Raw genomic sequence first — 20,088 nt, 5'->3', positions numbered from 1 at the left:
CCCGTCCCCCTCAGGCTTCTTCGTGCGCCACCCGACGCCCGATGTCGGGCCAGCGGTGGTGCAGCCAGACCCAGGCGACCAGCCCGATCGTGAGCATCAGCGCGGAGGTGAGGGCCAGTGCCAGCGTGGAGTGCATCACCAGCGGCGCCACCGCGCCGGCCACGACGCCGTTGGCGGTGGAGCCGATCACGGCCTGCAATGACGAGGCCATGCCGCGGCGCTCGGGGTGCAGGTCGAGCACCAGCAGCGTGACCACGGGCACCATCAGTGCCCAGCCGAAGGCGAACACCGCCAGCGGCCACACGGCCCAGGCCACGTGCGCCTGGAAGAAGATGTTGGCCACCACGTTGACCACCGAGGTGACCATCATGATCAGGAAGCCGTCGCGGATCTGCCGCTTGGGCGCCACCTTGCCGGCCATGCGGCCGCTGGCGCGCGCGCCGAGCATGATGCCGCCGATGGTCAGCAGGAAGAACCAGAAGAACTGCTGCGGCTGCAGCGCCAGGTGGTCGCCCAGGAACGCAGGCGCGGCCAGCACGTAGAGGAACATGCCGTTGAAGGGCACGCCGCTCGCAAAGGCCAGCAACAGGAAGCGCGGGTCGGAGCACAGGTCGCAGTAGCCGCGCATCAGGTGGCGCACCTGGAAGGGCTGGCGGTGGTCCTTGTGCAGCGTCTCGGGCAGCAGCTTGTAGTTGGCGACGAACAGCGCCACGCCCACGGCCACGAGGAACCAGAAGATCGAGTGCCAGCCCGCGTGCACGAACAGGAAGCCGCCCACGATGGGCGCGATGGCCGGCGCGACGCCGAAGTAGATCGTGACCTGGCTCATCACCCGCTGCGCCTCGGCCGGCGGGAACATGTCGCGGATCACGGCGCGCGACACCACGATGCCGGCGCCCGTCGAGAGACCCTGCAGGCCACGGAACAGCACCAGCTGCGTGATGTTCTGCGACAGCGCGCAGCCCAGCGAGGCCAGCGTGAACACGGCCAGCCCCCACAGCACCACGGGCCGGCGGCCGAAGCTGTCCGACAGCGCGCCGTGGAACAGGTTCATGAAGGCGAAGCCGAACAGGTAGGCCGACAGCGTCTGCTGCATCTCGGCCGGCGTCGCGCCGATCGATTTCGCGATGCCCGAGAAGGCCGGGATGTAGGTGTCGATGGAGAAGGGCCCGAGCATGCCCAGCACGGCGAGCAGCACGGCAAGCGCCCAGCGCGGGGCCTGCCAGAGTTTGTCTGCGTCGGGATTCATGGAAAGGCGGCTCCGTTGTACTTGTGTGTTGTGTGTCGGTGGAAAAACGAGAACGCCCGCCGCCCGGGTGAGGGGCAAGGCGGGCGCTTGGGCTTCAGCGAACCTGGATTACAGGGTGTCGATGAAGCTGCGCAGCTTGTCGGAGCGCGACGGGTGCTTCAGCTTGCGCAACGCCTTGGCTTCGATCTGGCGGATGCGCTCGCGGGTCACGTCGAACTGCTTGCCGACTTCTTCCAGCGTGTGGTCGGTCGACATCTCGATGCCGAAGCGCATGCGCAGCACCTTGGCTTCGCGCGGCGTGAGGGAGTCGAGGATGTCCTTGACCACGTCGCGAAGACCCGCTTGCATCGCGGCCTCGATGGGGGCCGTGTTGCTGCTGTCCTCGATGAAGTCGCCCAGGTGCGAATCGTCGTCGTCGCCGATGGGGGTTTCCATCGAGATCGGCTCTTTCGCGATCTTCATGATCTTGCGGATCTTGTCTTCCGGGATCTCCATCTTGGCGGCCAGGATGCCGGCGTCAGGCTCGAAGCCGAACTCCTGCAAGTGCTGGCGCGAGATGCGGTTCATCTTGTTGATCGTCTCGATCATGTGCACCGGGATGCGGATGGTGCGCGCCTGGTCGGCGATCGAGCGCGTGATGGCCTGGCGGATCCACCACGTGGCGTAGGTCGAGAACTTGTAGCCGCGACGGTATTCGAACTTGTCGACCGCCTTCATCAGGCCGATGTTGCCTTCCTGGATCAGGTCCAGGAACTGCAGGCCGCGGTTGGTGTACTTCTTGGCGATGGAGATCACGAGGCGCAGGTTGGCCTCGATCATTTCCTTCTTGGCATCGCGCGAGGACGATTCGCCCTCGTTCATGCGCTTGTTGATGTCCTTGAGCTCGGTCAGCGGCACCACCACGCGCGACTGGATGTCGGCGAGCTTCTGCTGCAGTTCCTGCACCGGCGGGATGTTGCGTGCGAGCACGGCGCTGTACGGCTTGCCGGCCGCGGCCTGCTTCTCGACCCACTTGAGGTTCAGCAGGTTGGAGGCGATGCGGTTGCCGTTCTTGTCGAAGCCGCTGAAGTCGCGAATGAACTCTTCCTGCGGGAAGCCGCACTTGTCCACGATGATGCGGCGCAGTTCGCGTTCCTTCTTGCGCACGTCGTCCACCTGCGTGCGCACCAGGTCGCACAGCTTCTCGATGGTCTTGGCCGTGAAGCGGATGGTCATCAGCTCGTCGGACACGGCCTGCTGGGCCTTGGTGTACGCGGGCGTGCCGTAGCCTTCCTTCTCGTAGATCTTGTGGATCTTCTCGAACATCTCGGCGATGCGGTCGAAGCGCGAGAGGGCTTCGTTCTTGAGTTCTTCGAGCTTCTTGGTCAGGGCCTTGGAGCCGCCCTTGCCGTCGTCGTCGTCTTCTTCGTCGAATTCGTCGAAGTCTTCTTCGGCCACGTAGTCGTCGGCCTCGTTGGGGTTCGAGAAGCCGTCCACGATGGTCGAGATGACGACCTTGCCTTCACGGATGGTCGCGGCCATTTCGAGGATCGCGGCGATGGTGGCGGGGGAGGCCGAAATGGCTTCCATCATGGCCATCAGGCCGCCTTCGATGCGCTTGGCGATTTCGATTTCGCCTTCGCGCGTCAGCAGCTCGACCGTGCCCATTTCGCGCATGTACATGCGGACCGGGTCGGTGGTGCGGCCGAATTCGCTGTCCACCGTGGACAGGGCCGCTTCGGCTTCTTCCTCGGCTTCTTCCACCGTGGTGGCGGTGGGCGCGGTGTTGTTCAGCAGCAGGGTTTCGGCGTCGGGCGTCTGCTCGTACACCGCCACGCCCATGTCGTTGAGCATGGTGACCACGACTTCCATGGTCTCGGCGTCGACCAGCTTGTCGGGCAGGTGGTCGGAGATTTCGCCGTGCGTGAGGTAGCCGCGGGTCTTGCCCAGCGTGATCAGGGTCTTCAGGCGCGAGCGGCGCTTGGCCAGGTCTTCTTCGGAGAGCACGGTCTCGTCGAGGCCGAACTCCTTCATCAAGGCGCGTTCCTTCGCCTTGCTGATCTTCATGCGCAGCGGCTTGACCTTCTCTTCGGTGGTCGCGGCCACCGCCGGCTCGTCACCGGCCAGGTCTTCTTCGATGTCCGACAGGTCGATGTCGCTCTCGCCGGCTTCCTTGGCGGCCTTGGGCTTGCGCCCGCGCTTGGCGCCGGTGGCGGGCGCAGCTGCAGCGCTGGCGGCCTTGGGCGGACGGCCAACTTTCTTGGCAGCGGGGGCAGCCGTGGCAGTGGCCGCGGCTTTTTTGGGATCGTCGAGAGAGGTCGATTTCGTGGGCACGGTTTTCACTTTCGTTGCGGCTGCCGTTTTGGACGCGGCGGCAGCCGTCTTGGTTGCCGGTTTGGCACCGGCTTTCAGCGGTTTCTCTGCTGCGGGCTTGGTGGCGACGCTTTTGACGTTTTTGGCAAGTGAAGGAGCAGGCTTCTTTGAACTGGGCATACGACCTCGTTACGACAAGAAAAGACAAGCGGGATCACAGGCGCGCTGCCACGCGGACAGCACCACCATGCCCGTGCACAGGCACGGACAAAACAATTGGGAAACGAGGAATTAATTCCTCACCAGGCAAGATGTCGGGCGAACATTTGGTGTGCAGTCCTTGCGGTTATTGACCCTTTCCGCCGGAATTTACCGTTGGAGTGCGTTGCGCTAGGGGTCGGCCCGGAGGTGCTGCTGTCGCTCTTGCCTAATTTCGCCAGTTGCGAAGCCCTACATTATAGCCTGTTGCGCAAATTTCAAGCAGTATCTGTCCCCGACGCGCGAATGCGGTCTCGCAATTCGAGCCGGCGGGCTTCCAGCGCCTTGTAGCGCTCCAGGGCTTTCGGGTCTTTTCCAACCGAAGCGATGGCCTCGCTCTGCTGGGCCTTGAGCCGGTCGTCGAGCATGAAGTCGAGCACGCTCCCCAGCTCCTTGGCGGCCTCGGCCTGGTGCTGTTCTTCCTCGCCTTCGGGCACCGGCCCGGCCTCGGAAACGCTCATGAGGCGCTCGGCCAGCGGCGCGAAATCGAGCCCGCGCAGGCCTTCGCGCAGCGCCGCCCAGGGCTGCACGCCGTGCTCGTGCAGCTGGCTGTCCAGCCAGGTGAAGAGGGCGCCGTGCTCGCCCGGCAGGTCGCACAGCATCACGTGCAGCTCGTGCGACAGCGCCTCCCACTGCGCCATGTTCGACAGCACCAGCCGCACCGCCACGTCGGGCCGGCTCGGCGGCTTGCCGCGTCCGCGCAGCGGCTCGATGGGTTCCTCGAACTTGCCGCCCCAGCGCTTGCCCTTGGTGAACTTGCGCGGCTGGAACTTGGGCTTGCTCTCGTTTTCGTAGCGCGGCGGCTCGTAGTCCTGTGTCGGCGGCAGGTCCGGGTAGTAGTCACCGGGGTCGTTGCCGTAGTTGTCGGGCTCGCTGTGGCGCTGCGGCGCCTGGGATGGCTGGCTATTGCCGCCGCCTCCCTTGCGCGGGCCGGGCGCGGCGGTGGCCCACAGGTCGGACAGCGCCGCGGCGTCGAGCTGCACCAGCGTGGCGATCTCACTGAGCAGCTGCCGCTTGAGCGCGCCGTCGGGCATGGCGCTCCAGAGCGGGCGCACGTTGCTGGTCATGTGGGCGCGGCCCTCGGCGGAGCTCAGGTCGCAGCCTTCGCGGGCGGCCTCGAGCATGAAGCGCGACAGCGGCGTGGCCTCGGCCACGAAGCCCGCGAACGCCTCGGCGCCGTGCGCGCGGATGTAGCTGTCGGGGTCGTGCTCGGCCGGCAGGAACAGGAACTTGATGTTGCGCGTGTCGGTGGCGTAGGGCAGGGCGCCGTCGAGCGCCTTGCGCGCGGCGCGGCGTCCGGCGGCGTCGCCGTCGAAGCTGAACACCACCGACTCGGTGAAGCGGAAGAGCTTTTGCACATGCTCGGTGGTGCAGGCCGTGCCCAGCGTGGCGACCGCGTTCGGAAAGCCGAGCTGGGCCAGCGCTACCACGTCCATGTAGCCCTCGGTGACGAGCGCGTAGCCGCGGTCGCGGAAGGCGGCGCGCGCCTCGTACAGGCCGTAGAGCTCGCGGCCCTTGCTGAAGACGGGCGTTTCGGGCGAATTCAGGTACTTGGGCTTTTCGTCGCCGAGCACGCGCCCGCCGAAGCCGATGCACTCGCCCTTGACGTTGCGGATCGGGAACATCACGCGGTCGCGGAAACGGTCGTAGCGCTTGGCTTCCTCGTCGCTGAGCTTGCCTTCCTCGTTGTTGACGATCACCAGGCCGCTCTCGGCGAGCAGCGGGTCGTCGTAGTCGGGAAACACGCTGGCCAGCGCGCGCCAGCCGGCCGGCGCATAGCCGATGCCGAACTGCTTGGCGACCTCGCCCGACACACCGCGACCCTTGAGGTAGTCGATGGCGCCGGGCGCCTGACGCAGCGCCTTGCGGTAGGCGTCGCCGGCCTTTTCGAGCACGTCGGTCAGCGTGGCCTGCTTCTGGCGCTGGCTGGCGGCGCGGGCGCGTTCGGCGGGCGAGACGTCGTCCTCGGGCACGACCAGGCCGTACTGGCCGGCCAGGTCGTGCACGGCTTCGACGAAGCCCATGCCCGCATGTTCCATGAGGAAGCCGATGGCGTTGCCGTGCACGCCGCAACCGAAGCAGTGATAGAACTGCTTGGTCGGGCTGACCGAGAACGAAGGCGACTTCTCGCCGTGGAAGGGGCACAGCCCCATGAAATTGGCGCCGGCCTTCTTGAGCTGGACGTAGCGGCCGACGATTTCGACCACATCGGCGCGCGCGATGAGTTCCTGGATGAATGAAGCGGGGATGGTCATGGCTGCGGGGAGCGGCAAATCATACGCAAGCGCGCGGGCGGCATACTGAACCCCGCCGCAAATCCACATCACGCATGAAGACGCCCCTGCCTTTGCAACACGCCGCGCCGCTGCTGCGCCATCCGCTGCGCTTCGTCTGGGGCGCGCTCAAGGACTTCCGTGCCAACCAGGGGTTGCTGCTGGCGGGGGCGGTGGCCTACTACGCGCTGCTGTCCATCGTGCCGCTCTTGATCGTGAGCGTGATGGCGCTGTCGCACGTGATCGACCAGGGCGAGTTGCTGCGCACCATCGGGCGCTACCTCGAATGGCTGCTGCCGGGGCAGTCGAAAGCCATCGTGGCCGAGCTGTCGAGCTTCCTGGACCACCGCTCGGTGCTCGGGCCGGTGCTGCTGGTGACGATGATTTTCTTCAGCTCGCTGGCGTTCAGCGTGCTCGAAAGCGCGATGGCGGTGATCTTTCACCACCGCAAGGACGATCACAAGCGTCACTTTCTCGTGTCGGTGGCGATGCCGTACCTTTACATCCTGAGCCTGTGCGCGGGGCTGCTGCTGGTCACGCTGGTGTCGGGTGCGCTGCAGCTGGTGGGGCAGGAAAGCGTCGACCTGCTGGGGCGCAGCTGGTCGCTGTCGGGCATTTCGGGCCTGCTGCTGTACCTGCTGGGGCTGGGCGGCGAGATCTTCATGCTGACCTCGCTCTACCTCGTGATGCCGGCGGGGCGCATGTCGCTGCGGCATGCGCTGCTGGGCGGCGTGACGGCTGCGCTCTTGTGGGAGGCCACGCGGCGCGTGCTGATCTGGTACTTCTCGACGCTGTCGCAGGTGAACATCGTCTACGGCTCGCTCACCACGGCGATCGTGGTGCTGCTGAGCCTGGAAATCGCCGCCATGCTGGTGCTGCTCGGGGCCCAGGTGATCGCGAACTACGAGCGCCTGGACCGCACCGGCAGCACGAAGCTGCCGGCGTCCGAGATCAGCGAGGGGCCAATCGAATCGCTCCGTCCAGACGAATCACCTCGCCGTTGAGCATGTCGTTCTCGATGATGTGCTTGGCCAGCTTGGCGTAGTCCTCGGGCGTGCCCAGGCGCGACGGGAAGGGCACGCTGGCGGCCAGCGCGTCCTGCACTTCCTGGGGCATGCCGAACAGCATGGGCGTGCCGAAGATGCCGGGGGCGATGGTCATGTTGCGGATGCCGCTGCGCGCGAGGTCGCGGGCGATGGGCAGGGTCATGCCGACCACGCCGCCCTTCGAGGCGCTGTAGGCGGCCTGGCCGATCTGGCCGTCGTAGGCTGCGACCGAGGCGGTCGAGATCAGCACGCCGCGCTCGCCGGTGGCTTCGGGCTCGTTCTTGCCCATGGCGTCGGCCGCCAGGCGGATCATGTTGAAGCTGCCGATCAGGTTGACCGTGACGGTCTTGCTGAACACGGCCAGCGCGTGCGGGCCGTTCTTGCCCACGGTCTTCTCGGCCGGTGCGATGCCGGCGCAGTTGACCAGGCCCATCAGCTTGCCGAGCTTGAGCGCGGCGGCCACCGCGGCCTGGCCGTCGGCTTCCTGGCTCACGTCGCACTTGACGAACACGCCGCCGATTTCCTTCGCAACGGCTTCGCCCTTGTCAGCCTGCATGTCGGCGATGACCACCTTGGCGCCGTTGGCGGCCAGCATCCGCGCCGTGCCTTCGCCGAGGCCCGAAGCGCCACCGGTCACGATAAAAACCTTGCCGTCGATTTGCATGAAAAGTCTCCAGAGATGAGACCCGCATTATCGAAGACGTCGCCGGGCCAAAAAAAAGGCCTCATCCGAAGATGAGGCCCTGAATTGGATCCGTGAGGACCCAAGGAGACAACTGGTGGTGGTCGGTGCTTAGCGCTTGCGCGAAGCGGTGGCCGTCTTGGCAGCGGCGACGGCTTGGGTCGACACGGCGTTGAAGTTGGCTTCGGCGACGTCCGACGCTTGCTTGACGGCCTTCTGGACCGATTCGAAAGCGTTGTTGGCGGCAGCCACGGCGCTCTTCAGCACGGCGACGGCGGTTTCCGAACCGGCGGGGGCGTTCTTGGAAGCGCTGTCGACGAGGCCGACGAAGGCTTGCTGGGCTTCAGCGGCCTTGGCTTCGAAAGCCTTCGAGAATTCGGCGTTGGTGCCTTGGGCGATGTCGTACAGGTGACGGCTGTAGGCAGCGGTCTTTTCAGCCAGGGGCTGGAACAGGCTGGCTTGCAGCGTCAGCAGCTCTTGGGCGTCCTTGACGCTCAGGGCGGCCTGGACGGTGCTCTGGGCTTCGGTCAGGGCGGCCTTGGAAGCGGTCACGTTCAGTTCGACCAGCTTTTCAACGCCCTCGAAAGCCTTGGAGGTCAGGCCGAACAGGGTTTCGAGGTTTGCTTTTTGAGCGGCGAGGATTTGGTCAGCGGTCAGGGCCATTTGAGATCTCCAGAAAGGATGATGGGGTGGTCGATTCACGTTGCGCTGCGCCTCGTCGTTCATGTTGCGGTGCAGCATGGCCTGAAGTATAGGCAGCTGAACGCAGCGATCAAGCGGTTTTTTGCTGCTGTGCAGCAATTTAGAAGCGGCCTTCTAAATTCGGCAACTTTGGGCACACCGCCAGAATGAAGGCCATGCGTGCTTTCTATTCCGGGCAGTTCGTCCTGCCCCTGCCGCCGGGCCACCGCTTTCCCATGTCGCGCTACGCGATGCTGCGCGATCGCCTGCAGGAGCAGCTGCCGGCCGTCGAGATGGACGCGGCCCCGCGCGCCACCGACGACGAGCTGGCGCTGGCCCACACCCCCGAATGGATCGCCGCCGTCAGCGAAGGCCGCGTGAGCCCGCAGGCCATGCGCGAGATCGGCTTTCCGTGGAGCGAGGCGATGGTCGAGCGCTCGCGCCGCTCCACCGGCGCCACCATCGCCGCCTGCCGCGCGGCCTTCGCGGGCGGCGTGTCGGCCAACATGGCCGGCGGCACGCACCACGCCTATGCCGACAAGGGCAGCGGCTTCTGCGTCTTCAACGATGCGGCGGTGGCCGCGCGGCTCATGCAGGTCGAGCAGGCCCGCGCCGGTCGGTTGCTCAGGGTGGCGATGATCGACCTCGACGTGCACCAGGGCAACGGCACCGCCCGCATCTTCCAGGGCGACCCGAGCGTGTTCACGCTGTCGGTGCACGGCCAGAAGAACTTCCCGTTCCGCAAGGAGGCGAGCGACCTCGACGTGGAGCTGCCCGACGGCTGCGGCGACACCGACTACCTGGCGGCGCTGGAGCACGCGCTCGACGAGCTCGACCGCCGCTTCTTGCCCGGCCTCGTGATCTACCTGGCCGGCGCCGACCCCTTCGAGCGCGACCGGCTCGGCCGCCTCAAGCTGAGCTTCGACGGCCTGGAGGCGCGCGACCGCCGCGTGTTCGACTGGACCTGGCAGCGCCGCATTCCCACGGCCTTCGCGATGGCCGGCGGCTATGCCAGCGACATCGCCGAGACGGTGCAGGTGCAGCTGGGCACCTTCCGGGTGGCGCTCGATTACTGGCGCCGCTGGCAAAATGCCGCGCGATGAGCGCCCCCACACCACCCACCTCAACCCCCAAGCCCACGCCCCACACCCGCAGCGCCTACCGGGCCTTCCGCAGCATCCCGACGCGCTGGGCCGACAACGACATGTACGGCCACGTCAACAACGTCGTCTACTACAGCTGGTTCGACACCGCGGTGAACGCGCTGCTCATCGAGCGCGGCGCGCTCGACATCCACGGCGGCCCCACCATCGGCTTCGTGGTCGAGACGCAGTGCAATTACTTCGCACCGGTGGCCTTCCCGCAGACGGTGGAGGCGGGCATCCGCGTGGCGCAGGCGGGTCGTTCGAGCGTGCGCTACGAGATCGCGCTCTTTGCCGAGGGCGCCGACACCGCGGCTGCGCAGGGGCACTTCGTGCATGTGTACGTCGATCGCGCGACGCAGCGGCCGGTGCCGTTGCCCGAGGCGCTGCAGCAGGTGGTCGATTCGCTGCGCGCCTGAGCGCCCATGAAAAACGGCGCCCGCAGGCGCCGTCCATGAGTGAGTAGGGCATGACCCCGCTTACATCGTCTTCTTCATGGCCTTGATGTCGGCCTTGCCCTGGGCTTCATCAGCCTTGGCCTGCTTCACGCAAGCGTCCTTGGCTGCGCCGGTCTGGTCGTCGCACTTTTCCTTCGCGACTTCATAGGCGGCCTTCACCTTCTCTTCGGCCACCTTGCGGGCATGGCTGTCGCTCGGCTGGTACTGCTGCTCCAGCTCGGCCTTGGCCACTTCTTCCTTGCCCTTGGCTTCCTTCTGGCAGACGTCCTTGGCGTTGTCCTTCATCGTGTCGCACTGGGCCTTGGCGACCTTGTAGTCGGCCTCGACCTTTTCCTTGGCGACCTTGTACTCGTCCTTGGTCATCGCACCGGCCTGGCCGGCGACGAAGAAGGTGGAGGCGAGGGCGAGCATGACGAGGTGTTGCTTTTTCATGGTGTGTGTCCTTTGCGGTGAGTGGCAGGGCCGGATGGCCGGTGTCTTTCTCAGTTCTTCTCGAACCAGAGCGCGTCCGGCGAGCGGCCGTCGCGCGATTCCCAGTCCTTCACCTGCTTCTCGGCCTCGTCGCGGCTGATGCCGTGGCGTTCCTGGATGCGGCCCAGCAACTGGTCGCGCTTGCCGGCGATGACGTCGAAGTCGTCGTCGGTCAGCTTGCCCCATTGCTCGCGGACCTTGCCCTTGAGCTGCTTCCAGTTGCCTTCGATGGTGTCCTTGTTCATGCGAATCTCCTTGCGTAAGAGTGATGACCCGGCGGAACATGCCGCCGCCGTGAAATCAATGTCGCGTGAGTGATTCCCCCTGCCGGTAGGACGTGCAGTCCGACCCTCGTAGGCACAGGCCGACGCAGGCCGTGATAATGGAACGGACGCCGACGCCAGAGACCCGAGACACCGCGCACCGCACCATGATCATTCACAGCCTGCTCGACACCGACCTCTACAAGTTCACGATGATGCAGGTGGTCCTGCACCACTTTCCGGGGGCGCGGGTCGAGTACCGCTTCAAGTGCCGCAACCCGGGCGTCAACCTCGCGCAGTTCGCGGGACAGATCCGCGACGAGATCCGCAGCCTGTGCTCGCTGCAGTTCCGCGATGCCGAGCTCGCCTACCTGCGCTCGATGCGCTTCATCAAGAGCGACTTCGTCGACTTCCTGGGCCTGTTCCGGCTCAACGAGAAGTACATCAACGTCATCCCCCAGCCCTCGGGCGAGCTCGAGATCCGCATCAAGGGGCCGTGGCTGCACACCATCCTGTTCGAGATCCCGGTGCTGGCCATCGTGAACGAGGTCTACTTTCGCAACACGCAGAAGAACCCCGACTTCGAAGAAGGCCGCCGCCGCCTCGACCTCAAGATCAGCCAGCTGCAGGAAGCCGGCCTGGGCGACCTGAAGATTGCCGACTACGGCACGCGTCGCCGCTTCTCCAAAGACTGGCACGAGGAAGTGCTGCGCACGCTGACACAACGGCTCGGCGCCGTGGCCTCGCCGCCGGCCAAGTCGCCCGCGGGCGAGCACCTGCCACAGCTGGCGGGCACGAGCAACGTGCTGTACGCCATGAAGCTGGGGCTGATTCCGCTGGGCACCATGGCGCACGAGTACCTGCAGGCCTGCCAGGCCCTGGGCCCGCGGCTGCGCGACAGCCAGATCTTCGGCTTCGAGAGCTGGGCCCGCGAGTACCGCGGCGACCTGGGCATTGCGCTGTCCGACGTGTACGGCATGAGCGCCTTCCTGCGCGACTTCGACCTGTACTTCTGCAAGCTCTTCGACGGCGCCCGCCACGACAGCGGCGACCCGTTCCAGTGGGGCGAGCGCATGCTGGCGCACTACCACGCGAACCGGGTCGACCCGCTCACCAAGACGCTGATCTTCAGCGACGGTCTCACGGTGCCGCGCACCATCGAGCTGTACCAGCAGTTCCGCGGTCGCTGCCTGCTGGCCTTCGGCATCGGCACCAACCTCACCAACGACCTGGGCTACGAGCCGCTGCAGATCGTCATCAAGATGATCCAGTGCAACGACCAGCCGGTGGCCAAGCTGTCGGACACGCCGTCCAAGAACATGTGCGAGGACGAGAAATACCTGGCCTACCTGCGCCAGGTGTTCGAGATCGAACAACCCCCCGTTTGAAGGCTGTACTGACCTGTCTGGTACGGTACAGCCCCCATGAAGAAAACGATCCGACTGACGGCAGCCGCGGCGCTGCCGATGCTCTTTCCCGCCCTGGCTTTCGCCGCCGATTTCGACGGTGCCGCGCTCTCGCCGCTGTGGGGCGTGCCGTTCGCCGGCATCCTGCTTTCCATTGCGTTGCTGCCGCTGGCCACGCCCGCGTTCTGGCACCACCACTACGGCAAGATTTCCGCCGCCTGGGCGCTGGCCTTCCTGCTGCCCTTTGCTGCGACCTACGGCGCGGGGCTGGCGGGCGTGCAGCTGGTGCATGCGCTGGTGGCCGAGTACATCCCGTTCATCATCCTGCTCACGGCGCTCTTCACCGTGGCGGGGGGCATCCACATCCGCGGCAACCTGCACGGAACGCCGGGGCTCAACACGGCGATCCTGGCCATCGGCGCGGTGCTCGCGAGCTTCATGGGCACCACGGGCGCCTCGATGCTGTTGATCCGGCCGCTGATCCGGGCCAACGACAACCGGCAGCGCAAGGTGCACGTGATCGTGTTCTTCATCTTCATCGTGTCGAACGCGGGCGGCTCGCTCACGCCGCTGGGCGACCCGCCGCTGTTCCTCGGCTTCCTCAAGGGCGTGGGCTTCTTCTGGACCGCGCAGCACATCCTGCCCGAGACCATCTTCATCCTGGCCGTGCTGCTGGCGCTGTTCTATGCCATCGACCGCCACTTCTACCGCAAGGACGGCGTGCTGCCCGTCGACCCGACGCCCGACACCCCGCGCCTGGGCTTCGACGGCGCGGCCAACTTCTGGCTGCTGGGCGGCATCGTCGCGCTGGTGCTGCTGAGCGGTTTCTGGAAATCGCCCGTGGTGTTCGACGTGTTCGGCACCGAGGTCGGCCTGCCGGGCCTGGTGCGCGACGTGGGGCTGGCGCTGATCGCCATCGTCTCGTACAAGCTCACGGCGCCCAAGGTGCACGCCGACAACCAGTTCGAGTGGGGCCCGATGGCCGAGGTGGCCAAGCTCTTCGCCGGCATCTTCCTGACCATCATCCCGGTGATCGCCATGCTCAAGGCCGGCACGCAGGGCCCGTTCGGCGCCATCGTGGCGGCCGTGACGCGCGCCGACGGCCAGCCCGACCCGGCCATGTACTTCTGGGCCACCGGCATCCTGAGCTCGTTCCTGGACAACGCGCCGACCTACCTCGTGTTCTTCAACACGGCGGGCGGCGACCCGGCGGCGCTCATGACCACCTATGCCAGCACGCTGGCCGCCATCTCGGCCGGCGCCGTGTTCATGGGCGCCAACACCTACATCGGCAACGCGCCGAACCTGATGGTCAAGGCCATCGCCGAAAGCCGCGGCGTGCGCATGCCCAGCTTCTTCGGCTACATGGCGTGGTCGGGCGCGATCCTGATCCCGCTGTTCGTCCTGTGCACCTTCATCTTCTTCCGTTGATCCTTCCAGCCCTTCAAAGAAAGAGACACGTTCCATGAGCAGCAGCAAGCCCAAGATCCTGGTCGCGCGCGCGGTGTTCCCCGAGACCCTCGCGCGCCTGGCGCAGCATTTCGAGGTCGAGTCGAACCAGGCCGACGAGACCTGGAGCAAGGACCAGCTGATCGCGAAGCTGCAAGGCAAGCAGGGCGCCTTCACCACCGGCAGCGAGCGCATCGACGCCGCGGTGCTCGACGCCTGCCCCGAGCTGAAGATCTGCGCCAACATGGCCGTGGGCTACAACAACTTCGACGTCGACGCCATGGCCGCGCGCGGCGTGCTCGGCACCAACGCGCCGGACGTGCTCACCGAAACCACGGCCGACTTCGGCTTCGCGCTGCTCATGGCCACCGCGCGCCGAATCACCGAGAGCGAACACTTCCTGCGCGCGGGCAAGTGGGAAAAGTGGAGCTACGACATGTTCGCCGGCTCCGACATCCACGGCTCGACGCTGGGCATCATCGGCATGGGTCGCATCGGGCAGGGCATTGCCCGGCGCGGCGCGCACGGCTTCGGCATGAACGTGATCTATCACAACCGCTCGCGCCTCGATGCCGCGCTCGAGGCCGAGTGCAAGGCCCGCTACGTCGGCAAGGACGAGCTGCTCAAGACCGCCGACCACGTCGTGCTGGTCGTGCCGTACTCGCCGGCGTCGCACCACACCATCGGCGCGGCCGAGATCGCGCTCATGAAGCCGACCGCCACGCTGGTCAACATCGCGCGCGGCGGCATCGTCGACGACGCGGCGCTGGCCGTGGCGCTGCGCGAGAAGCGCATCGCCGCCGCCGGCCTCGACGTGTTCGAGGGCGAGCCCAAGGTCCACCCCGACCTGCTCACCGTGCCCAACGTGGTGCTCACGCCGCACATCGCCAGCGCCACCGTGCCCACGCGCCGCGCCATGGCCGACCTCGCGGCCGACAACCTCATCGCCTGGGGCACCGGCAAGGGGCCCTTGACCCCTGTCACGCCAGTGCCGGCGGCCACGAAATAACCTGAAACCTGACCGCGAGCGCGACACGCCCCCCACCTTGGAACTGACGGATCTGATCCTTCTCGCACTGGCCGCATTCGCCGTGGTGCAGCTGGTGCTGGTCATCTGGCTGCTGGCCCGCCGGCCACCCCCACCTGATCACAGCGAAATGCTGGGCGTGCTCGCCGCCATGGGCCGCGCCCACGAGCGCACCGAGCGCGAGCTGCGCCACGAGATCGGCGAAAGCTCGCGCGGCGCACGCCAGGAAACCGCGCAGGCCTTCGCTACCTTCCAGCAGTCATTGACGCAGCAGGGCGCCGAGGCCACGCGCACGCAGAACGCGCAGCTCGATGCCTTCTCGCTGCAGCTCGCGTCGCTGCAGAAAACTTTGGCCGACACGCTGAACACCCAACTGCAGGGCCTGAGCGAATCGAACGCGCGCCGCCTTTCCGAGGTGCGCACGACCATGGAAACCCAGCTGGCCCAGCTGCAGCAGAGCAACACCGCCAAGCTCGACGAGATGCGCAAGACCGTCGACGAGAAGCTGCAGAGCACGCTTGAAGCGCGCCTGGGCGAAAGCTTCAAGCAGGTGGCCGACCGGCTCGAGCAGGTGCACAAGGGCTTGGGCGAGATGCAGACGCTGGCCGTCGGCGTCGGCAGCCTGCAGCGCGTGCTGACCAACGTGAAGACGCGCGGCGTGTTCGGCGAGGTGCAGCTGGAGGCGCTGCTCGAGCAGGTGCTCACGCCCGAGCAGTACGCGCGCCAGGTCGAGACCAAGCCGCGCAGCGGCCAGCGCGTCGACTTCGCGATCCGCTTCCCGGGGCGCGGCGACGACGGTGCGCCGGTGTGGCTGCCGATCGACGCCAAGTTTCCGCGCGACGACTACGAGCGCCTCATCGACGCCCACGAGCGCGCCGATGCGGCCGGCGCCGAGGCCGCGGCCAAGGCGCTCGAGACGCGCATCCGCGTCGAGGCCAAGTCGATCGCCGAGAACTACCTCGCGGCGCCGCACACCACCGATTTCGCGATCCTGTTCCTGCCGGTCGAAAGCCTCTACGCCGAGGTGCTGCGCCGCCCCGGCCTGATGGATGCCATCCAGCGCCAGCACCGTGTGACGCTGGCCGGCCCGACCACCTTGCTCGCCATGCTCAACAGCCTGCACATGGGCTTTCGCACGCTGGCGCTGGAGCGCCAGGCCTCCGAGGTCTGGAAGGTGCTGGGCGCGGTCAAGACCGAGTTCGAGCGCTACGGCGAATGGGTGGCGCGCATCAAGGAGCAGGTGGCCAAGGCCTCCGACACCATCGACAAGGCGGACACGCGCGCCAAGCAGATGCGCCTGGCGCTGCGCAAGGTCGAGGCCTTGCCCGAGGCGCAGTCCGAGGCATTGCTGCCACCCGTTGCCGACACTGACAGCGAGGGCGACGACACCCCGTGAAAGGTTCTGAACTGCTGCGCGTCATCGTGGCGCAGGTCTGTTTGCACGCCACGATGGCGGGCATGCGGCTCGCCACCCCGCTGCTCGCGCTGCAGCAAGGCTACAGCGCCGCGGCCGTCGGCCTGCTGATCGCGCTGTTCGCGCTGACCCAGGTGTTTCTCGCGTTGCCGGCCGGGCGCTTCGCCGATCGTCACGGGCTCAAGCGACCGCTGTGGCTGTCGGTGATCGCGGCCTCGGGCGGGGCAGGGCTGGCGCTGGTCTTCCCGGTGTTCCCGGTCATGTGCATCGCCGCGCTGCTGACCGGCGGCGCGACCGGTGCGACCGTCATCGCGCTGCAGCGGCACGTGGGTCGCTCGGCCACCGACCCGACGCAGCTCAAGCGCGTGTTCAGCTGGCTGGCCATCGCGCCCGCCGCGGCGAACTTCGTCGGACCCTTCCTGGCCGGGATGCTGATCGACCACGCCGGCCGCGCGCCGGCCGACCTGCTGGCCTTTCGCATCTGCTTCGCCGTGATGGCCTTTTTGCCGCTGCTGTGCTGGCTGCTGGCGCGTGGCGCGCACGAGCCGCCGCGGGTGGCGCCGGTGCCGGGCGCCGCGCCCACGCGGGCCTGGGACCTGCTGCGCGAGCCGATGTTCCGCCGCCTGCTGTTCGTGAACTGGCTGCAGTCGTCGAGCTGGGACGTGCACGCCTTCGTGCTGCCGGTGCTGGGCCACGACCGGGGCATCAGCGCTTCGGTGATCGGCTCCATCCTCGGTGCCTTCGCGATCGCCGCGGCGGTCATCCGCGTGGTGCTGCCGCTGATCGCGTCGCGCGCCTCGGAGCGCAGCGTGATCCTGAGTTCGACGGTCGTCACCGCCGCCGTGTTCGCCGTCTATCCGTTGCTGGATTCGCCGTGGACCATGGGCATCTGCTCCGTGATCCTGGGCTTTGCGCTCGGCGCGGTGCAGCCGATGGTGATGAGCATGCTGCACCAGATCACGCCACATGCGCGGCACGGTGAAGCACTCGGATTGCGGCTCATGACCATCAACGCATCGAGCGTCGCGATGCCGATGCTGTTCGGCTCGCTCGGCGCGCTGATCGGCATTGCAGGCGTGTTCTGGGTGGTGGGCGGGGTGCTCGCGCTGGGCGCGAAGGCGACCTGGGGATTGAAGCTGTGACGGCGGTTTGAATCCCACGTTGCAAATAACAGTAATTCTCATTTGTTTGACAAAATACTGACTCAAAGTCAGTATCGGCGCCTTCTTCGTTCCTGATCCGAAGGCGTCCATGGACTCCCATTCCCCGTCGGCGGCTGCCGACCCGCGCCGCCGCCTGGCCCTGGTGGCGGCGGTCTACCTCGGCAGCTTCATTGCCACGCTCGATGTGAGCATCGTCAACGTGGCGCTGCCCACGCTGCAGCGTGCGCTCGCGACCGACCTGGCCGGGCTGCAGTGGGTGATCGACATCTACGCGCTGTGCCTGTCGGCCTTCATGCTGTCGGCCGGCCCGATCGGCGACCGCTACGGCCGCAAGCGCGCGTGGCTGGCCGGCGTGGTGGTCTTCACCGTGGGCTCGGCGATGTGCGCGATGGCGTCGGGCCTGCCGATGCTGCTGGCGGGCCGCGCGGTGCAGGGCGTGGCGGGTGCGCTGATGATTCCGGGCGCGCTGTCGCTGCTGGCGCACGCCTTCCCCGAGCCGGCGAGCCGCGCGCGGGTGATCGGCGGCTGGTCGTCGTTCACGGCGCTGTCGCTGATCCTCGGGCCGATGCTCGGCGGGCTGCTGGTGGACCACGCGGGCTGGCAGAGCATCTTCCTCATCAACCTGCCGATCGGCGTGCTGACCGTGGCGCTGGGGATGTGGGGCCTGCGCGAGTCCTCGCACCCCGAGCATGCGGCGCTCGATCCGGTCGGGCAGGTGCTCAGCGTGCTCTGGCTGGGCGCGCTGACCTACGGGCTCATTGCCGCAGGCGAACACGGCTGGGGCTCGCGACACGCGGTGGTCGCACTCGTTGCGGCGGGTGTCGGGCTGGCGCTGTTCCTGGCCGTGGAGGCGCGCGCGGAACGGCCGCTGCTGCCGCTCGCGCTGTTCCGCGACGCGCGCTTTTCGGTCACCAACTTCGCTTCGTTCGTGCTGGGCTTTGCGACCTACGCCAGCCTGTTCTTCTTCTCGTTGTTCCTGCAGCAGGTGCAGGGCTGGTCGGCCAGCGAGACCGGCTGGCGGCTGGTGCCGCAGTTCGTGGCGACCGGCCTCGTGGCCTCGCAGTTCGGCCGGCTGGCGCGTCGCTTCGAGGTGCACACGCTGATGGTCGCGGGCTACGGGTTGATCGGCGTGGCGATGCTGCTGCTGACGCTGTTCTCGGCCGACACGCCGTACCTGCCGCTGGCGCTGCTTTTCGTGGCGCTGGGGGCGGGCGCGGGCCTGGCTGTGCCGGCCACGAGCACGGCGGTGATGGCCTCGGTGCCCGCGCAACGCTCGGGCATGGCCTCGGCGACCATGAACGCGCTGCGCCAGGGCGGCATGCTGATCGGCATCGCGCTGCTCGGCACGCTGATGCGCACGCGCGCCACCGCGCTGATGGCCGAATCGCTTGCGCGTGCCGGCGTGCCCGATGCATCGCAGGCGGCGGTGGCCGCGGTCTCGCGGCACGACCTCGGCGCGCTCGCAGCGCTCGACGCCGGCACCGCGCAGCGGCTGTTGAGCGATGCGCTCGCGGGCGGCTTCCATGCGGCGATGGCCTGTGCCGGCGTGGCGGGGTTGGTGGCGGCGGGGCTGCTGCTGCGCGTCAGGCCGCGTGCCGCCGTACTCGCAGCCGCCACGCGCGCCTGAGCTGGTCGCCATGCCCGCCGTCCGCATTCCCTTCCTGCGCCGCAGTGCCCGGCGCCTTCCGGTTATCTACAAGGAGTCTTTCATGATCCGTCACGAACTCAGTCAATGGCCGCTGGTCATCAGCGTGTCCGCAGGCCTGCAGACGCTGGAGAGCCTGCAGGCCTTCACCGAGGACTGGAACCGCTGGCTCGACCGCGGCGAGCCCTTTGTCTCGCTGCGCGTGTTCGCGGACGCCGATGCGCTGGTGCATCCCGAGGGCAGCGCCCAGGGTGCCAGGCAGTGGCTGCAGGCGCGCGGCGCCGACATCCGCCGCCATATGATGGGCATGGCGAGCGTGGTGCCCGCCGACCAGTTCGAGAAGATCAGCAAGATGAACGTCGAAAAACTCTTCGGCATTCCCGCGAGCACCTTCGCCCGCACCGACGAGGCCCTGGCCTGGCTGCGCGAGCGCGTGCTGGCCCCGCGCGGCCTGCGTCTCGATGCCGCGGCGGTGCGCGCCGCCATCGACACGGCACGCGCCGGTACCTGACCATGACAAGCAGCAGCCCCGACGACGCTCCCGCCACCGCCGCACGCCGCCGCACCAAGGCGCCGCAGACCCGCGCCGTCGCGTTGATGGACGCCGCCGAGCAGCTGTTCATCGCCAAGGGCATCCCCGCCACCAGCATCGACGACATCGCGGCCGGCGCGCAGGTGGCCAAGGGCACCTTCTATCTGTACTTCCCGTCGAAGGAGGCGCTGCTCGGTGCGCTGCAGCAGCGCTTCGTCGACACCTTCTGCGCCCGTCTGCAGGAGGCGATGGACCGCCACGCGCCGGGCAAGCACCGCGCGCGGCTCAAGGCCTGGGTGGAGACGGGGCTGGAGACTTACCTCGACAACGTCGCGCTGCACGACGTGGTGTTCCACGAGTACCGGCCCGAGGACCGGCGCATGCGCAACGACAACGTCGTCATCACGCAGCTGGTCACCCTGCTGAAGCAGGGCGACGCCGCGGGTGTGTGGGAGGTCGAGGACGCGACGCTGACGGCCGTGATCCTCTTCAACGCGCTGCACGGCGTGGCCGACGATGCCGTGGCCATGGGACCGCACGCGAACCCCGTGGCCGACCGCCGCCGCCGCGCTCGCGCGCTCACGCGCTTCTTCGAGCAGGCCCTGCGGCCCGACGACAGCGACGACGCCTGATCGAT

At 67.3% G+C, this 20,088-nt stretch carries 19 protein-coding genes; 12 read left to right on the top strand and 7 right to left on the bottom strand.

Annotated features, from left to right (window positions below; all coding sequences use genetic code 11):
• Positions 1 to 10: 10 nt before the first annotated feature.
• A complete protein-coding gene (locus AC07Q9_RS00990) occupies positions 11 to 1,249 on the bottom strand; it encodes a multidrug effflux MFS transporter (RefSeq protein WP_495306921.1) in 1,239 nt (412 codons plus the stop codon).
• Between the two features lie 108 nt (positions 1,250 to 1,357).
• Positions 1,358 to 3,562, bottom strand: coding sequence for an RNA polymerase sigma factor RpoD (rpoD, locus tag AC07Q9_RS00985; RefSeq protein WP_495306920.1), 2,205 nt, complete (start codon positions 3,560 to 3,562; stop codon positions 1,358 to 1,360).
• Here rpoD and AC07Q9_RS00980 point away from each other — a divergent pair.
• Positions 3,555 to 3,836, top strand: coding sequence for a hypothetical protein (locus tag AC07Q9_RS00980; RefSeq protein WP_260684981.1), 282 nt, complete (start codon positions 3,555 to 3,557; stop codon positions 3,834 to 3,836). The two genes, rpoD and AC07Q9_RS00980, sit on opposite strands and share 8 nt — an antisense overlap.
• 181 nt (positions 3,837 to 4,017) lie before the next feature.
• Here the strand turns inward: AC07Q9_RS00980 and dnaG are convergent, their stop codons facing one another.
• Positions 4,018 to 6,054, bottom strand: coding sequence for a DNA primase (gene dnaG / locus AC07Q9_RS00975; protein ID WP_495306919.1), 2,037 nt, complete (start codon positions 6,052 to 6,054; stop codon positions 4,018 to 4,020).
• A 74-nt stretch (positions 6,055 to 6,128) separates the two neighbouring features.
• Here dnaG and AC07Q9_RS00970 point away from each other — a divergent pair, with 74 nt between their 5' ends.
• Positions 6,129 to 7,076 (top strand): YihY/virulence factor BrkB family protein, encoded by a 948-nt coding sequence (locus tag AC07Q9_RS00970; protein WP_495306918.1) that lies wholly within the window; start codon positions 6,129 to 6,131, stop codon positions 7,074 to 7,076.
• On the opposite strand, the gene AC07Q9_RS00965 is transcribed toward AC07Q9_RS00970, so the two are convergent.
• Complete coding sequence (locus AC07Q9_RS00965) at positions 7,024 to 7,782, bottom strand: 3-hydroxyacyl-CoA dehydrogenase (protein ID WP_489057456.1); 759 nt, start codon at positions 7,780 to 7,782, stop codon at positions 7,024 to 7,026. The two genes, AC07Q9_RS00970 and AC07Q9_RS00965, sit on opposite strands and share 53 nt — an antisense overlap.
• Positions 7,783 to 7,911: 129 nt before the next feature.
• Positions 7,912 to 8,463 carry a phasin family protein gene (locus tag AC07Q9_RS00960; RefSeq protein ID WP_099796175.1) on the bottom strand — a complete coding sequence of 184 codons (552 nt, stop codon included), beginning with the start codon at positions 8,461 to 8,463 and terminating at the stop codon, positions 7,912 to 7,914.
• A 194-nt stretch (positions 8,464 to 8,657) separates the two neighbouring features.
• Between AC07Q9_RS00960 and AC07Q9_RS00955 the strand changes: the two genes are divergently transcribed.
• On the top strand, positions 8,658 to 9,584 hold the full coding sequence (locus AC07Q9_RS00955; protein WP_495306917.1) for a histone deacetylase family protein: 927 nt from the start codon (positions 8,658 to 8,660) through the stop codon (positions 9,582 to 9,584).
• Entirely contained in the window at positions 9,581 to 10,042 is a 462-nt protein-coding gene (locus AC07Q9_RS00950; RefSeq protein ID WP_495306916.1) for an acyl-CoA thioesterase, read from the top strand. Before AC07Q9_RS00955 ends, AC07Q9_RS00950 begins: the two co-directional genes overlap by 4 nt.
• 60 nt (positions 10,043 to 10,102) lie before the next feature.
• Here AC07Q9_RS00950 and AC07Q9_RS00945 read toward each other — a convergent pair whose 3' ends face one another.
• Entirely contained in the window at positions 10,103 to 10,513 is a 411-nt protein-coding gene (locus AC07Q9_RS00945) for a hypothetical protein (protein ID WP_489057453.1), read from the bottom strand.
• A gap of 50 nt (positions 10,514 to 10,563) precedes the next feature.
• On the bottom strand, positions 10,564 to 10,797 hold the full coding sequence (locus AC07Q9_RS00940; protein ID WP_062470554.1) for a CsbD family protein: 234 nt from the start codon (positions 10,795 to 10,797) through the stop codon (positions 10,564 to 10,566).
• Between the two features lie 185 nt (positions 10,798 to 10,982).
• Here AC07Q9_RS00940 and pncB point away from each other — a divergent pair, with 185 nt between their 5' ends.
• From pncB to AC07Q9_RS00900, 8 genes are all read left to right on the top strand, one after another.
• Complete coding sequence (pncB, locus tag AC07Q9_RS00935; protein WP_062470551.1) at positions 10,983 to 12,203, top strand: nicotinate phosphoribosyltransferase; 1,221 nt, start codon at positions 10,983 to 10,985, stop codon at positions 12,201 to 12,203.
• A gap of 36 nt (positions 12,204 to 12,239) precedes the next feature.
• Positions 12,240 to 13,652 carry a sodium:proton antiporter gene (locus tag AC07Q9_RS00930; protein WP_495306915.1) on the top strand — a complete coding sequence of 471 codons (1,413 nt, stop codon included), beginning with the start codon at positions 12,240 to 12,242 and terminating at the stop codon, positions 13,650 to 13,652.
• Positions 13,653 to 13,686: 34 nt separating this feature from the next.
• On the top strand, positions 13,687 to 14,679 hold the full coding sequence (locus AC07Q9_RS00925; RefSeq protein ID WP_095950975.1) for a 2-hydroxyacid dehydrogenase: 993 nt from the start codon (positions 13,687 to 13,689) through the stop codon (positions 14,677 to 14,679).
• 43 nt (positions 14,680 to 14,722) lie between these two features.
• Positions 14,723 to 16,093 (top strand): DNA recombination protein RmuC, encoded by a 1,371-nt coding sequence (locus tag AC07Q9_RS00920; protein ID WP_495308199.1) that lies wholly within the window; start codon positions 14,723 to 14,725, stop codon positions 16,091 to 16,093.
• Positions 16,090 to 17,253 (top strand): MFS transporter, encoded by a 1,164-nt coding sequence (locus AC07Q9_RS00915; RefSeq protein ID WP_492681074.1) that lies wholly within the window; start codon positions 16,090 to 16,092, stop codon positions 17,251 to 17,253. Before AC07Q9_RS00920 ends, AC07Q9_RS00915 begins: the two co-directional genes overlap by 4 nt.
• 109 nt (positions 17,254 to 17,362) lie before the next feature.
• Positions 17,363 to 18,901: an MFS transporter gene (locus AC07Q9_RS00910; protein ID WP_495306914.1), complete on the top strand. Its 1,539-nt coding sequence runs from the start codon at positions 17,363 to 17,365 to the stop codon at positions 18,899 to 18,901.
• An 82-nt stretch (positions 18,902 to 18,983) separates the two neighbouring features.
• A complete protein-coding gene (locus AC07Q9_RS00905) occupies positions 18,984 to 19,430 on the top strand; it encodes a hypothetical protein (RefSeq protein ID WP_495306913.1) in 447 nt (148 codons plus the stop codon).
• Positions 19,431 to 19,432: 2 nt separating this feature from the next.
• A complete protein-coding gene (locus AC07Q9_RS00900; RefSeq protein ID WP_495306912.1) occupies positions 19,433 to 20,083 on the top strand; it encodes a TetR/AcrR family transcriptional regulator in 651 nt (216 codons plus the stop codon).
• The last annotated feature ends 5 nt before the right edge of the window (positions 20,084 to 20,088 follow it).

The sequence above is a fragment of the Variovorax sp. GW821-FHT09A10 genome, from assembly GCF_059418385.1.
The sequence above is the reverse complement of the archived record's forward strand: the minus strand, read 5'-3'. Positions and strand labels throughout refer to the sequence as shown.

Bases quoted from the DNA above. Each gene is read 5' to 3' on its own strand.
- AC07Q9_RS00905 (WP_495306913.1), top strand. From the start codon at position 18,984: ATGATCCGTCACGAACTCAGTCAATGGCCGCTGGTCATCAGCGTGTCC.
- AC07Q9_RS00925 (WP_095950975.1), top strand. From the start codon at position 13,687: ATGAGCAGCAGCAAGCCCAAGATCCTGGTCGCGCGCGCGGTGTTCCCC.
- AC07Q9_RS00900 (WP_495306912.1), top strand. From the start codon at position 19,433: ATGACAAGCAGCAGCCCCGACGACGCTCCCGCCACCGCCGCACGCCGC.
- AC07Q9_RS00990 (WP_495306921.1), bottom strand. From the start codon at position 1,249: ATGAATCCCGACGCAGACAAACTCTGGCAGGCCCCGCGCTGGGCGCTT.
- AC07Q9_RS00945 (WP_489057453.1), bottom strand. From the start codon at position 10,513: ATGAAAAAGCAACACCTCGTCATGCTCGCCCTCGCCTCCACCTTCTTC.
- AC07Q9_RS00970 (WP_495306918.1), top strand. From the start codon at position 6,129: ATGAAGACGCCCCTGCCTTTGCAACACGCCGCGCCGCTGCTGCGCCAT.
- AC07Q9_RS00955 (WP_495306917.1), top strand. From the start codon at position 8,658: ATGCGTGCTTTCTATTCCGGGCAGTTCGTCCTGCCCCTGCCGCCGGGC.
- AC07Q9_RS00960 (WP_099796175.1), bottom strand. From the start codon at position 8,463: ATGGCCCTGACCGCTGACCAAATCCTCGCCGCTCAAAAAGCAAACCTC.
- pncB (WP_062470551.1), top strand. From the start codon at position 10,983: ATGATCATTCACAGCCTGCTCGACACCGACCTCTACAAGTTCACGATG.
- AC07Q9_RS00910 (WP_495306914.1), top strand. From the start codon at position 17,363: ATGGACTCCCATTCCCCGTCGGCGGCTGCCGACCCGCGCCGCCGCCTG.
- AC07Q9_RS00965 (WP_489057456.1), bottom strand. From the start codon at position 7,782: ATGCAAATCGACGGCAAGGTTTTTATCGTGACCGGTGGCGCTTCGGGC.
- AC07Q9_RS00950 (WP_495306916.1), top strand. From the start codon at position 9,581: ATGAGCGCCCCCACACCACCCACCTCAACCCCCAAGCCCACGCCCCAC.
- dnaG (WP_495306919.1), bottom strand. From the start codon at position 6,054: ATGACCATCCCCGCTTCATTCATCCAGGAACTCATCGCGCGCGCCGAT.
- AC07Q9_RS00930 (WP_495306915.1), top strand. From the start codon at position 12,240: ATGAAGAAAACGATCCGACTGACGGCAGCCGCGGCGCTGCCGATGCTC.
- AC07Q9_RS00940 (WP_062470554.1), bottom strand. From the start codon at position 10,797: ATGAACAAGGACACCATCGAAGGCAACTGGAAGCAGCTCAAGGGCAAG.